The organism is Collinsella aerofaciens, assembly GCF_005844325.1.
In the GTDB taxonomy this organism is placed as follows: Bacteria; Actinomycetota; Coriobacteriia; order Coriobacteriales; family Coriobacteriaceae; genus Collinsella; species Collinsella aerofaciens_G.
Genome location: NZ_SPFY01000001.1, coordinates 137,682 through 151,312, shown reverse-complemented (window position 1 = coordinate 151,312; position 13,631 = coordinate 137,682). Strand labels below are relative to the sequence as shown.

The window sequence follows — 13,631 nt, the reverse complement described above, 5'->3', positions numbered from 1 at the left end:
CGGCTATAAGCCGAACCCCGCCCAAGAGAAGCCTTTAGAGCCGAGACAGACAACGCGTGTGGACAATCACTCAGCCTCCACCGCCATGCGCACGACCTCTTCCATCGGGTAGCGAGTGCCGCCGTCCCCGTCCAAAGCCTCGTTGTAGGCCTCGATGTCCGCCATGTCCTCAGCCTTCTCGAACGCGGCCCTTCTCACGAACTCGGAAAAGGTCATGCCCGTGGCGTCCGCATGGCCCTGAATCAAGGCCATTTCGCCCTCATCGAACTTGACCGCGATCTCGCGCATCGCCATGGTCGCTCCCGTAAACGCCGTCATCGAAGTGAATCCATTATCCACCCACCGTATACGCCCCGAACTCGAAACACCAAGCAGGATGGACTCTATACGAGGACGCAGCAGAGGTAATGGCGGGGGAGTGCGGCAGGCGCTCTGAGAGCCGCTGTATGACCCCATTTCTCTTCAATCCGACTACCCGTGCCATGAACCTGAAGCCGTTCGTTCGGTCGCCAAAAGAAAGCACGCGCGGGGTAACGCGGGCTTTGCGCTAGACAAGCTAGAAGCACCAGGCGGGGGAGACGCAAAACCAGCCCGGCGCGGAGTTGCTGTCCGACGGATTGCCGCTGCTGTCGACATGGAGGAAGCCCTTCGAGGCGTTCGGAAACACCGAACGCTCCCACCAACCGCTGCCAATGGCAATGGCAGAGTTGGGATTATAGTTCTCCGTCACCTTGCCTTTGAAGGCCTCGTACTGGGTGCCCTCGGAGGAAGTCCAGGGATAGAATGCCCAATAGGAGGTGGGGGGCGATCTCAGAGTAGCTGAGCAGGAACAGCTTGTCCGAGGTAGCCGTCACGGCGGCGTTCTTGTTCTCATCACCGCCCCCGACATTGTTCGATAGCTTTTTGACGGCCTTCACCTTGGACTGGAAATCGGAGGGCATCAGATTCCAGATCTAGCCGGAGTTCATTTTCTGACGGAGTTCAGACTTCTCCCAACCGCCGGCGTTGGTGTCAATCGCGTTCATGGGGGACCAAATGCCCGTCGTGGTGGTGAGGAACGTGAGGCCCGCCTTGCCGGATCCGCCTGCAGGGTCATCATGATTGATGCCGATAATGCGGTAAGTCAGCGTCTTGCCATCGGTGAGCTTCATCGAGAACTCGGTGTCGGCATCCATCGCGGCCTTCGCCTTGGCGTAGGCGGGCGACGCCTCGCCCTTGGCGGCGATGTCCTCGGCAACTGCCTTCTGCTCACCGAGGGTCCAGTCCTTCGCGTGTCCTTCGCGTCCTTGGCGAGCGCCGCCTGGACGGTCGCGGAACCCGCGCCGTTACCGCTGCCGGAACCGCTCGGTTCCCAAGTCCCACCTGCTGTCCCGTTTACCAATACTCCCGCCACCGTGTTGAACTGGTTCCTGATTGCCGACGAGACCCAAGGGCCGGCTATCATCACAACCAGGACGATAATCGCGATGACCAGAACGTACTCGATGGCTCCTTGGCCTCGGAGGCGGGTATTCCTAGGAGATACCCGCCCCCCGAAGGTTAATTGCCGCTGCATGCATATGCGACACTCCCTTCGCATGGGGATTGATATTGCATGCAGAGCGTACGTTAAATCGAACCGACTAGCCCGTAACGTGTCGCTGAGGCAACGGCGGCACGGGTGCCCGCGCCACATAAACTGCTTGCCGTTTTGTTTCTTCAGACCTACTGCCACGCCTTCGGGAGGATAACGCCGGGGGCGCAGTGATTGAAGTCACTATGATTGGCATAGGTTGGGACATTCCAATCGGAACAGTCGAGGTTTAGATTTTTGCAATAGCTAAACATGCCGAGCATATCCATAACATCTGAGGTCTTCCACCCTGGTCCAAATTTCACGCTTTTCAGCGAACTGTCGGTGGAAAAAAGGAGACGTAAATCGCCGGCTTTCCGCGTCGACCATCCGGAGATGTCAATCTCCTCGACCTTGTAAAGGTTTTTGAGCGCCGAGTCGAATTCGACGACCGAGGACGTATCCCAGCTTGAAATACTGAAGGAAGTCGCATTGCCGCAATACGCGAATGCGTGCTGCAGATTTGTGCAGTTCGACATGTCGAACTTTGCCAGATCAAAGCTCTTGCAGTTCTCCATGTACTGAAAGCAAAATGCCAACGAGTGGATTTCTATGCCATCGTCAATGGCCTTTACGGCCACGATATTATTTCTGTTAGGCCACCAGGGGGCAGTCGTCTTGCCGTCGTTTCCCACGGTCGCGGTGGCGTATCCATTTTCGAACCCCGTATACACCGCCGTCACGCGGCGGCTGTTGAGCATGTCACCGACTCTGGGGACCCCGCGGCGCTTGTAGAACATGAGGCTGTGGTCGTCCTCCGAGTACACGGCGAACGCTATCCCGTGAACGGGGTCCACGATGTCGGCGTCGGTCAACGACCCGTTGCCGCCGCCCGTGCCGCCCGACTCCCAGCTCCCCTTTGAGATTCCGTTGCCGAGCGTCCCCGCCACCGTGTTGAACTGGTTTGTGATCGCCGACGAGACCCACGGTCCCGCGATCAGCACCACCAGGACGATGATCGCGATGATCAGTACGTACTCGACTGTCGACTGCCCCTTCGGGCGGCGGGTAAATCTGGGAGATACCCCCCCCCGAAAGGAATTTCCGCTGCATGCATGTGCGGCTCCTCTCGGATTGCTTTGGCTGATGCTGCAGAGGATAGACGCGATTACTAAGGATGAGTCAACAATGCCGCAGCGGCATTCACACTAAGAGGGTAAGGCGTTCGGAGTGACATCCCGTTCCAAAACGTATACTTGATTTAAGGCGGAGTGGAATGTGGGCGCGCAAGGAGATGCGGAATCGATGAGAGCCTCAAAAAAAACTACTGCAGTGTTATCATCTTTCATCCTCTCTATTCTTCCATTTCTGATTCTATGGGCGGCTTGGTCAGTCCTCCCTGATACAATTCCCGCTCATTGGAGTGGGGGTGTGGTTGATCGATGGGGTAATAAGCTTGAATTGCTGGTTGTTCCGCTGTTTTCTCTGATTGGTTCTATTGCAATTTCTGTGTACCTTATTGTTTCCACGCGGCGAAGAGAGTTCGCGGATTTCTCTGCTCGAATGCGACGGGACTTTGTTGCGTGCTATATTTCTAGTCTTCTTTTATCGACAACCTGCTCAGTGATAATTGCCGTTTGGGTTCAGTTGATTCTTACGCAAAGCACTGCGGTTGATGGGGGACTTGGACTATCGATCCTGTATTTCCTTCCCGGGCTATATGTGATCTTGTGCGCTTTGCCGCCTTTTTATGCGAGCGGCGAGAGCAAAAAGGCAGAGCGCCTGATAACGGTTCTTATTGGCTGCGCGGAGATTGTTCTTTGTGGAATAGTGCTTGAAGGTTCGGCTGCCTCTTATACGATGATTGGACTGATGATTCTGTTCTGTGCGTTTGAGATTGTGTCACAGGTAAGGGATAGCCGGTCCTTATGAGTTGAATTACGCGCGTGCGGATATAAAGGTTGGCATGTTAAGCTGGTCGTTTTCTCGTTCTGGGACATTTGCAGTAGGATGAGTGGGACTAGGCGCGCTGCGGCGTGATGGTGACGGTTGAGACTTGTATCGCTGCAAATCCGCTGATGCACATTTTGCTATTGGGCTTGAAGGTGGGACCTACAGGCCTTTGTTTGGGATGTTCCGGTCGTCCAACACGTGTTGCACGGCTTTGTATTGTTACGCTCGTTCGGCGCTCCGTTGGAGCATTTCCGGGTTTGTCGGCATCATGACTTGGCCAAGTGACACGCTTGCCGGGACGGTTGTAACGCCGCGCCGGTTCCGTGTGCTCCTTCGTTGTTGGCCTGTCCAGCCGGGGGCGGATTCGGCCTCATGTTGTGGCGCACGGCCTTCAGGGGCTTCCCCTGGCGAGTTATGTTCGTCCGTATGGGTAAGGGTCGGGTTGAGCTGACAATCCCGTGTCGGAAGGGGCTTGGACCATGCGCGCGATGACAGAGATTGAGTGGCTGGACGGCCGTGTGACGAAGGTGCCGAAGCTCGCCCTGGGCGATGCGTTCGGCGAGAGCGTCCAGGCGGAGCTCGATTTCGGGTTCGACGATGTGTTGGAGGGCCTTTGGGTCGAGGTGCGCCATCATGAGCCGGATGAGGACTCGGACGGCGACCCGCGCGGGAGGGGCTGCGCACTGTACGCGGACTGCCGGTACAGCCTGGTCGAACCGTCGGACCTCGACCGTGTCTTCTGCATCCTTTACGAGGGGCAGCCGAGGGTCTGCCGCGTCGCGGGGGAGCTCGTGAACCTTTCGCGGGCCTGCGCGTTGTCCTGCCTCATGCTCGGATCTCCCTACCCGCCAGGCGCCCTCGAGGCCCTAGCCGCGTGCGCTCGATACCTCTGCGGTCCGGCTTTCACATCCGACCTCGCCGCCCGCGTCCGCGCGCGGATCTCATCCGGCCTCACGCGCTTGAATATCGAGCTGAGCCCAAACGATGACCCACACCCCATCGGTCTTCATGATGATGCCTCGATGAGCCAGCTCGCCCAGAGCTTTCGATACAGTCGGTTGAGTCGAACAGACTTTTTTTCGAGCTTGTCCTGACGCATGAAAAGACCTTTTGTAAGTTCTTTTCCGTTGGCATCCTTCCTATTAGGCCCTTTGGACGTCTGGAAGGAGCAAATCATGATCAGAATCGCAAGCTGGACGCGATTCTTCGCGACCGCAAATAATGAGTCGTAGGATGGCCTGTTGATTCCACTCAGGATCTCGCTCTTTGCAATCTCATCCTGTCGAACGTCAAGCGCCGCCTCCATCTCGCTAGGCGTCTCGGCCTGATCGGCAACCGATGGAGCGTCCGTGTCTAAAGGCCACGGGAGGCCACGGCCTTTTTGCGGTTTGTAGCTACTTGTACTCATGTTGATTCCTCTGGTGCGAGGCTATCCAACCCAATTGCCGACTGTGCCCATAATATGGTTGATTTCCGATCTCAGCCGAACACATTGAGCGGATAGGCCGTTCCCGCAGTTAGCCGAACGCCCCCGAGGCCCCATTCAGGCCACGGGGCGTCGTTTTCCCAGTTGAAGGAACGGTGGAGATGTGTTTCGATGGGTCCGGTGGCCATGCTCCGCCCGCCGCCCGGCACCTCTTCCCAGACTCAGCCGGACGGTCGGTCCGTCTATTCCATTTTCGCCCTTAGGCTAGGCCAGCGGGGCATCGCCCCTCTCTGCGCGCGCCCTCTCGGCGGGGCCGGCGGGGCCGACCTGTCGGTCTACGACGGGTTCCTGAAGGGGGCGGTCGCCGATGGCAGCTAGCGAGGAGCTGGCCCGCAGGGTCGTGGAGGCCGGGCGGTCGTGCTCGCTCACCACCGCCGTCCTGGAGGAGTGGTCGAGGCTCGGCACCCCGAAGCAGGTGGAGTACCTGGCGGGCTACCTCGAGGCGGAGAGGTCCAGCCGCGAGGCCTCGAAGCGCGCGACGCTGCTCAGGCGCTGCGCGCTGCCGGCGCCCAAGACCTTCGACGGCTACGACTGGTCGGCCGTGTCGTGGCCGGAGGGCATGGGGCGCGAGTCGCTGCTCGCGCTCGACTTCGTCGAGCGCAGGGAGGACCTCGTGCTCATGGGCGACGTCGGCACCGGCAAGACGCACATGGCGTCGGCCCTCTGCGCGCTGGCGTGCGAGAGGAGGCTCGAGGCGCGCTTCTTCACGGCGTCCTCGCTCGTGATGCGCCTGAGGCGCGCCCGCGACGACGGGAGGCTCGACCGGGAGGCCGCAATCATCGGCAAGGCCCGCCTGCTCGTCATCGACGAGCTCGGGTTTCTCCCGCTCGACGCGGACGGGGCGAGGCTGCTCTTCCAGGTCCTCGCCGACGCATACGAGAGGCAGTCGGTGGTATTCACCACGAACCTGGAGTTCAGCAGGTGTGGGCGGTGTTCGGGGACGACCAGATGGCCGCCGCCCTGATCGACCGCATCGTCCACCACGGGAGGCTCGTCCAGTTCCGCGGCGAGTCCTACCGCGTCCGCCATGCCCTCATGCAGGAGGGCTAGCCGCTCAAAAAGCGTGCGCGCTTCCGATGCTGCGACTGCTCAATTTCCGATGCTCTTTTTGCTCAAATCCTCTTGACGAAACACAGAATACGTGCGGGCGGCGCTTGCAGCCGATCGCACGGTACCGGCCGCACCCGTTGCAGCAGCGCGGCCACGCCGCCAGGCGCGGGCAGGCCGCCGACAGGTCGGCCGAGCCGTCGACGCGCTCGCCGCGCCTGGACTTCGGCGCCGTCACGAACCTGTGCGACGCCACCTCGGCGCTCACCGCCGAGGGCGACCTGCACAGCTCCCTGGCGATCTCCCTGCACGAGGCCCTGCGCTCCAGCATCCTCTGGACCGTGTCCCGCTCGTGCCTGGTGAGCCTGCCGTAGGCCCTCGGGGCCGCCTCCGCGGAACCCTTCTTCCTCTTTCCGGACCGGCCGTCCTCCGATCTCCCGGTGCCGGCCGGTCCGGCCCTCAGGGTATCGGGTTCCCGCATTCATCCGCACATGTGCGGATGAATGTGGGAGGTGTTCGGATGAAGTTGATAATCAAGGCTTCGATAGCAAACGCAATTTGGTTTTTGAAATATGGACGAATTCCTCGTCAGGAGGGTAAAATGGTGCCGACGGCAGCCCAAGTTGTAGAGAGCTGGGCAGAGCCGTTGCTTAATGAAGTTGGGTCATCGTCTTAGCGACGGTGGCCTTTCTTTTTGGGCTTCGAACCCTGCTTGAGTGCCTTGGAAAGGACGACAAGGGCCGTGAGGAGCGAGACCATAGCAGTCAGGAGCTTCACGAGCTCAGTGAAATCGGTCATGGGCATCACCTCCCATCGGATGGAGGGCTCTGCCCGGCACGAGGGCTGCCGACAGCAAGGACGATTCTATCAGAGCGGCTGACTCCCGCCCGATTATTACCATCCCACCGCGCCTGTGCAAAAAAGAGGGCCGCCAAACAGCGACCCTCCAGCGAAAGTGCATGTTATTTAGGACAGTCAAATTCTTTGAAAAACAAATGGATGCTGTAGAATTACAAATAAGAGTCACCCAGAAGGAGCGATCGATGAAAAGCAAACGATTTGTCCTGAATGCACTTCTGGTAGTAGCAATATTGACGCTCTTCGTCTTTTCGTACTCATACATGAATCAGCCAAGATTTGGATATGCTTTATACACTGTTTTTTCCGGCGAAACAACTTACAACACTATAGGCTTCATTGACGCAATCTTTTTCTATGTAGTCGGCCCCGTATCAAGCGAACTGGTCGCTTTTGTTGTCAGCTACAACCTGAATCAACAAAGCCAAACTCACTCAGCGACTTCGGCCAAACAAGGAATCAATCTCTTCGCAATAATGATAATTCTGCAAATTGCGACCGTGTTGATTATCGCCCTGACCGCAACAAACGTTTTGAAGTATGAGTTCGGATTCATCGCGAGCTGTCTCATGGCAATTGCCGCGGGTATAGCGGTTTCGTATACGACACCGGCAAAGAAGTAGATAAACTAACAGGGCCTATTTGGAATCCGAATCGTCCATGGAACCGTCGATGCCGGTTTTGGTGTCGTCATCCGTATTGGAATCGTCATCCTTGGGGCTTATAGGACACACATTTTGTCCTATAAGCCCCGATCAATTCATACTCCTCATCCTCGCCGAATTGCGAGTATGGCAGAATCGGCACTGGATGGCAGCGCGCTAGGCCGTGTCCGCGGAGTTACCCCCCCCGTTTTTATCGTAACAGCTGATTCTAGGGACGCTTCAAAAAGTCAACCGAGGGTTTTGTCCCGTCAAGACGCCGAACGAGAATTACGTACCGCCAAGAGCCTCAAAACACGCCCCTCGCGGAACAGAATCCTCACTCGATTTCCATGCGGAGTAAAAACGTCAATCAATCATCCTCCGCAACGTCTATCCACCAAAAAGGCCGCCCCACGTGGAGCGGCCTTTGCTCGCAGCTTTTTACTGATAGTTACTCAAAAATTATTCCAACACATCCACAGAAGAGCAGCGAATCGTATTTTTCTTTCGGGAATCGAGAAAATAGCCTACCTTGACTTTAGACCCAACGCTCACGGGGCTATCGCTTACATAGCGCGTATGTTCTGAATCAACCAGAATGGTCAGACGATCAGACCCGTCGTTATATGGATCTTCGCTTTCGACCGACATGGTAAAATCGCCAGAGCTGTCAACGTTCAACACCAATCCGCTCACGAACCACAAATGTGAATAGTCACCTCCGCTATCTTTTTGGCAACGCTCCACTTTTAGAAATAGCGCAGAGAATGCGAACACGGCAACTGATATAGCGATGAAAACCTTAACGCCACTCCCCTTGCCATAAAATACAAATTTATTCGCCAAAGAAAAATACCCCTGCCTTATCCGTGTAATTAGCATAGTACTACGTTAACGTGCTCATGGCTGTGGGTTGGTTTAACCTACAGTCATGCTAAAGTTGCCAAAAGGGGTACAAAGGCCAATACGTTTGCGCAGTGCCGGCACAGCGACCTAGCATCGTATGCACCGGCGGGATCATTGCTGGCCTGCAAGGAGAGCATGTCCACGCGCTCATGGTCGCCGGAGGCCTCGTGATGCAGCACGCGCCGAGCGGCGACTGGAAGCGCGTCGATTGGGATGCGCTTGCCGCCTGGCTCGACAGATACGGGTGCAAGGTCGCTAAATGCGAGACGGAGACCCTTCCGACCGCCGACGCGGCGAGTGGGAACGCAAGGGTAAAAATGCATCGTCGCTGAACCAGTGAGTCAGTATTCTTTAGTTGGATGATGGATATTGAAATTAATTAGCGAGATAATGTGCATATCTCATAATGTATGCGTTGCACCATGAGAGAGGGGCCTGTCATGAGCTGGAAACCGAGAAAATGCGTTATCGCCGGTCTCGTGACAACCGGTCCTGGCGGCGGCTTGTTTGCAACCGCAATGACATCGTACCGACTTTTCACTTACATGTTCTAAAAGGCGGTTGCCATGCTGTCGCAAAATCACTCGAGATACTTGGTCCCAATCGGCTTTACCCTGCTCGCATCACTCTTTGCTAGCGACCTTTTGCTGAAACCGCCCAAGGAACTCGTTTTGCTTGCCATAGACTGCATTTCCGCCCTTTACTTTACGGCAACCCTATTCATCGGACTAAAGGAGAGGAAAAAAGGCGCAGTCGTTGCGTCCGCCGTAGGCGTGATCACAGCCATTGCCTCATTCTTTATCTGACACATTGGTGATCTAGGGGCGATATCGTAGGAATACGATCGGGAGAGCCAGGACCAGATCGCCCGGGTTGCCCGGTCGGCTCGCGCGACGGCGCGGCGGTTCGACAGAAAGCTCTCCGGACTTCACGCCGTTTCTGATCGCATTGTAGACAGCCAACTCGTCTTCGCAGTCGGCGAGCACGCGGTGTGCGTCGTCGTTTTGGATGTACAGTAAATCTCGAAGGTCCTCCATGCACCAGCGTCCGAGATCTGGCCATGCGCGTCGCGCGAGCTGATAAGTGTCGATCGCGATGTTGTAGTTAAAGTCCAGGCCAAAGCCGTCCCAGGCAGAACGGCATTGTTTCCTTGATTATCAACTTCATCCGGACACTTCCCGCATTCATCCGTGTGTGTACGGATGAATGCGGGGTTCGATACCCCGGCGGCCTGATCGGCAGACCGCCGGGAGTTCTCACTCCTCGATAAAAGCCGGCACTCGGTTAGTCCTGCGCATCTTGAAATCGCCAGTCTCGTGGGAGACGTAGAGAATGCCGTCCATCCCGTCTCGTGATGCATACGACAGGTGAACTGAACCGCAATCCGATCCATCATTGTCGAGAAGATCGAACGAATTCGGGTCGCTCGTTGCGGCCAAACGACCACTCAGACAAGAGCCATCGTCATTACAGATTTGCCATTCCATGTCTTCGCCTGCAAGAATCGCCATAGACGGCCTGGTCGCGCCATCGTTGACATACATCCCGTCTATGCCAAAACCGTTTTCAGCGCCATCGATGAACGACTGCTCGGACCTATACCTCGCAAATGATGCACATAGCACCATTGCAAGACAAAGTGCAGAGCCAACAATAACGATCTTTACGTAGCTCTTGGCCGTCATGCCATCCCTCTTTTCGCTTGCCTAAAGAAATGCGGAAGAAGCTGTTAGTCGCGGCTTGTTTGTAGGCCCTTCTGCCCCGGTTCGGTTACTAAGGTTACTTGAGGGCTCCTATAAATGATTGTTACCCATATACGTAATATGAATTTCGGACATGTCGAAATCAATCAATGGTTGCGGGAGTTTCCGACCTTAGTGAAATGCCACCCTATACCCACAGAATCAGTCTGGCTGACATGTGCCAATGGCCGCTAACGGCACTTGGTCGGCAACGGTCTTAGCCCATCGGCCACAACAGTGTCTCCTTCTGTCGCGCCGAGGGCCAGACACACAGCGGTGGCGCCGTGCCGCGGCAGCTGGACGACCGCGTCGTCGACCGTGGCGATTGCACTCGCGACGACACACCTCGCCAGTTTGCCTCGCCCTATTGGCCCCAGCGCGTTGCAGTTCAATCAGCTGTTACAATTACCCACCCACAAAAAGCCCATCTAGCAGGTGCTTTGCTGTTATAGAGTCCTGGAAAGAAAGGGCCAAACCGAAGTGTCTGGCCGGACGCCAATTGTCTGGGAACTGCTTCGGATTCGACCCTCTTTTACTTTCGCCCACTCGGTGGACTTCGGGTTTAATGCTTAGGGGCAGGGATTTAACAAAGTGAAATTTTAATGAAAAGAAACCCAGCTGCCACAATTGCCATGGTGAGGGCTCGAATTGGCCATATAGATCTAAAATAGTCACGATACCTTCTCTTTTGCTGGAACGATATATCTATACAAGGTTGTGAGCGGAAAACAAAAATACGTCGATTGCTATCCGACAAACGGGTCTGGAATTGCATTCTCCGGCATTTCGGGGAGATTGATACACATGTACGAAAGGGAAACTATGTGGTGCGTTGGGTTGGAGCTGCTGCAGGCCCGATATGGATTGCGGTCTTGCGCCCCGATGTCCAAATAGGTTTCTCTCTCTAGACGGGAAGTTGCTCATGGACGCCATATATGACGGAGATGACTGGGTCGATCATTATACTTGGCGCCTGGTCGGCTCGGATGACAATGGGGATGTGGTGTTTGATGGACTATGTCCAAAGCATCTCCATCCTTTTGTCTCGTCGTTAATTGAGAGTTCCGCTCGTGTTGCCCCCTACAGCTCGGCATCGCTTCATGATACGGACGTTTTGAAGACCATAAGGGAGTCAATTGACGAGGGCACGATGAGCGGCCCGCTGTTTTCTCGGCTTGTGGGGCTAGATGAGATTGGCTCGAAACGACTGCTTGCGGGCGAAAAGGTGGAACTCACTTATCGGTCGATGATTTCAATCCTGCGGCTAGCCGATGTTCTTCGCAAATAAATGAGGCTTCCATGGCCATGTGGCAGCTTGTCTCACCGATGGGTGGGAGCCGAGTACTTTTCGGACGATTTGCTTGGCCTCGGCGTAGTCTTGGACGGGATCTGCCGGATCATCGAAATCCTCGACGAGATATTTCAAAGCGGCACCTTCTTAAACGGCGAACGTGACAGCGGTCCTCCCTGAATTCTATAAAATCACGGCCTGACTTGGGCGGCGAATTGGCGGAGCTCGTCATCGTCCATATCGTCGAAGTGCGGCAACTACGCCAGCGCGGCCCTCTGCTCCATCAGGTACCTACCGCTCGGAGACCTGCGAATCGTCTGCAAGATGTCCTCGGGGGCGAGGGCTGGGAAATCCATGCCCTCGGGAGCGGCCAAAGAGATGGATTCACCTGCCCCTCCCATGTGTTGGGACCTCATTCAGGGCATCGGCTGCATCCGGCCTTTCGCATTCGCCGCCCGGCCCTCCGGTCCCGCCCGGCTCTCCGGTCCCGCCCGGCCGACGGGTTTCCCATCTACGGCAAAACGATCGCACTTATATATATGCATTCCCGGATTGGGAATATGTTTCAGCCCACGCGAGCAAAGCCTCGGCGTACTCCGTGGTATCTCCGCTGCGCGGCTTTGCACCCTGCAATGCCGCGCAGCGGAGATACCACCTGAGACGGATGTCGATGCATCGAACCCGAGACCGGGCGCTGCGGCGGGAAGCCTCTCGCACGGACAATCTGCTCGATCTTGCTGCACCCGTCTTAAAAGGTTAGACAAACTTTTAATCGTACGACATCCGTCGAACAGTCGGGGGTACACACCACTACAGAAGGCCCACGGAACGGGGGGCGAGATGGTCGGCGACGGGTTCAAGGCACTCTCCGGCCCCACGCTCCGCCAGGGAGGGCGTCGGGAGGGAGGCCGTAATGGGTGAGAAGGACGAGCGGCCGGAGCGGGTGTTCCCCGGCAGGACAGACCCGTGGTTCATAGCGGCCATGGTGATTGTGGCGGGCGGTTTATCCGCGGCGTGTATCGCGTGTTTCCTGAGCTCGAGTCCCGCGCTCCTATGGGGCTGGCTCGCGCTGCTGCCCGTCCCGGCCCTCGTGGCCCTGGCCGCCCTTCCCGTCCGCAGCAACCGCCTCGAGCTCTACGGCGACCGCCTCGTCGTCGTGTACGCTGGGACGCGTTCGGTGATACCCTACGCCCACGTGCGGAGCGTCCGGCGCACCAGGACGCTCTGGGCGGGGACGGCCAACTCGCTCGACCGCGTCTACATCGAGGCGCCCTACGACGGCGACGCCATCGTCTCGGTGACCGACAACGATGCCCTCGTGGCGGAGCTGGGGCACAGGTGCGGCCTCGGGCCATACTCCCATTTTTGAGAGAGGTGCCGTCGGGCCCCCCGAAAGCCGTCTGCATTTGCAGGCCTTTATTCGAAATCGGGCGGCGCGGCTGAAAATCCCCGGCCTGAACCGCGGGGCTTCATCTACATTCGCGCAGGCGTATTCACAATCATAAAAAGATAGGCACGGGCATCCGCGTTCGCGGAAACCCGTGCCGCATTTGCGTCACCGAGATGACCGGGTAGAATATATCTGAACGCTATTCCACATTCCCGTACTTGCGCTACGGATTTGGGAAAGCGCATGTCTCAGCCTCTACTCGACCACGGTCGCCTCGGTCGGGATGGCCCCCAGCACTGCCGCGTACTCGGTGGGGTAGAGGCGGCTTATCGTCTGAACGTCGCGGATGAGGACGTTGCGGTCGTCAGGCTCGGAGATGCCGTAGCCGAACGCCTCGAGCGTCTCGATCGCCTCGCGGATCTTCTGCTGGAACATGGGGCCGGGGTCCACCCTCAGGCCGAGGTAGCCTCGCCACAGGCTCGGCAACACGCGCAGCATGTTCTGGATCTTGGACATCGGCTCGATGTCGGCGTAGACGTTGAGCGTGACCATGGCGTCCTTGTGCCCGAAGATCGACTGCAGCGCCTTGATGTCGCCGCCGTGGCGGATCCACTGCTTCGCGAAGGTGTGCCCTTACGGTATAATTACGACAAACCGGAAAAGCCCCGTATATCAAGGGTTTTCGGTTATCTGGCAAGGTTTTTCATCCTTTTCCAAACCGAAAAATCGAGCCGCGAAGTAGTTATATCGTAGGGGGTGTTA

At 57.0% G+C, this 13,631-nt stretch carries 15 protein-coding genes; 7 read left to right on the top strand and 8 right to left on the bottom strand.

What is annotated here, in order from left to right:
• Positions 1–66: 66 nt before the first annotated feature.
• The 3 genes from relB to FGQ61_RS00705 all read right to left on the bottom strand — a co-directional run bounded on the left by relB (position 67) and on the right by FGQ61_RS00705 (position 2,556).
• Positions 67–318, bottom strand: a complete 252-nt coding sequence (gene relB / locus FGQ61_RS00715; protein WP_055287387.1) for a type II toxin-antitoxin system RelB family antitoxin — start codon at positions 316–318, stop codon at positions 67–69.
• Between the two features lie 635 nt (positions 319–953).
• A complete protein-coding gene (locus FGQ61_RS00710) occupies positions 954–1,175 on the bottom strand; it encodes a hypothetical protein (RefSeq protein ID WP_138374242.1) in 222 nt (73 codons plus the stop codon).
• Positions 1,176–1,704: 529 nt separating this feature from the next.
• Positions 1,705–2,556 (bottom strand): BspA family leucine-rich repeat surface protein, encoded by an 852-nt coding sequence (locus tag FGQ61_RS00705; RefSeq protein WP_138374241.1) that lies wholly within the window; start codon positions 2,554–2,556, stop codon positions 1,705–1,707.
• A 301-nt stretch (positions 2,557–2,857) separates the two neighbouring features.
• On the opposite strand from FGQ61_RS00705, the gene FGQ61_RS00700 reads away from it, so the two are divergent.
• From FGQ61_RS00700 to FGQ61_RS09740, 4 genes are all read left to right on the top strand, one after another.
• Entirely contained in the window at positions 2,858–3,484 is a 627-nt protein-coding gene (locus FGQ61_RS00700; RefSeq protein ID WP_138374240.1) for a DUF1648 domain-containing protein, read from the top strand.
• A 500-nt stretch (positions 3,485–3,984) separates the two neighbouring features.
• Positions 3,985–4,599, top strand: a complete 615-nt coding sequence (locus tag FGQ61_RS00695; protein WP_138374239.1) for a hypothetical protein — start codon at positions 3,985–3,987, stop codon at positions 4,597–4,599.
• A gap of 699 nt (positions 4,600–5,298) precedes the next feature.
• Positions 5,299–5,955: an ATP-binding protein gene (locus FGQ61_RS00690; RefSeq protein WP_271737481.1), complete on the top strand. Its 657-nt coding sequence runs from the start codon at positions 5,299–5,301 to the stop codon at positions 5,953–5,955.
• Positions 5,922–6,041, top strand: coding sequence for an ATP-binding protein (locus tag FGQ61_RS09740; protein ID WP_271737480.1), 120 nt, complete (start codon positions 5,922–5,924; stop codon positions 6,039–6,041). Before FGQ61_RS00690 ends, FGQ61_RS09740 begins: the two co-directional genes overlap by 34 nt.
• Positions 6,042–6,045: 4 nt before the next feature.
• On the opposite strand, the gene FGQ61_RS09660 is transcribed toward FGQ61_RS09740, so the two are convergent.
• The gene (locus FGQ61_RS09660; RefSeq protein ID WP_249360907.1) at positions 6,046–6,369 is read right to left on the bottom strand and encodes a hypothetical protein; all 324 of its coding nucleotides are present in this window, start codon (positions 6,367–6,369) and stop codon (positions 6,046–6,048) included.
• A 341-nt stretch (positions 6,370–6,710) separates the two neighbouring features.
• Positions 6,711–6,836, bottom strand: coding sequence for a hypothetical protein (locus tag FGQ61_RS09735; RefSeq protein ID WP_267471256.1), 126 nt, complete (start codon positions 6,834–6,836; stop codon positions 6,711–6,713).
• Between the two features lie 245 nt (positions 6,837–7,081).
• On the opposite strand from FGQ61_RS09735, the gene FGQ61_RS00680 reads away from it, so the two are divergent.
• Positions 7,082–7,519, top strand: a complete 438-nt coding sequence (locus FGQ61_RS00680; RefSeq protein WP_138374238.1) for a hypothetical protein — start codon at positions 7,082–7,084, stop codon at positions 7,517–7,519.
• Between the two features lie 483 nt (positions 7,520–8,002).
• On the opposite strand, the gene FGQ61_RS00675 is transcribed toward FGQ61_RS00680, so the two are convergent.
• Together FGQ61_RS00675 and FGQ61_RS00665 are read right to left on the bottom strand one after the other, a co-directional pair.
• A complete protein-coding gene (locus tag FGQ61_RS00675) occupies positions 8,003–8,386 on the bottom strand; it encodes a hypothetical protein (protein ID WP_138374237.1) in 384 nt (127 codons plus the stop codon).
• 1,316 nt (positions 8,387–9,702) lie between these two features.
• Positions 9,703–10,131 (bottom strand): hypothetical protein, encoded by a 429-nt coding sequence (locus tag FGQ61_RS00665; protein WP_138374235.1) that lies wholly within the window; start codon positions 10,129–10,131, stop codon positions 9,703–9,705.
• Positions 10,132–11,110: 979 nt separating this feature from the next.
• Here FGQ61_RS00665 and FGQ61_RS00660 point away from each other — a divergent pair.
• On the top strand, positions 11,111–11,476 hold the full coding sequence (locus tag FGQ61_RS00660; RefSeq protein ID WP_138374234.1) for a hypothetical protein: 366 nt from the start codon (positions 11,111–11,113) through the stop codon (positions 11,474–11,476).
• 916 nt (positions 11,477–12,392) lie between these two features.
• Complete coding sequence (locus FGQ61_RS00655) at positions 12,393–12,848, top strand: PH domain-containing protein (protein ID WP_138374233.1); 456 nt, start codon at positions 12,393–12,395, stop codon at positions 12,846–12,848.
• Positions 12,849–13,124: 276 nt separating this feature from the next.
• Here FGQ61_RS00655 and FGQ61_RS00650 read toward each other — a convergent pair whose 3' ends face one another.
• Complete coding sequence (locus FGQ61_RS00650; RefSeq protein ID WP_171021462.1) at positions 13,125–13,421, bottom strand: hypothetical protein; 297 nt, start codon at positions 13,419–13,421, stop codon at positions 13,125–13,127.
• Between the last annotated feature and the right edge of the window lie 210 nt (positions 13,422–13,631).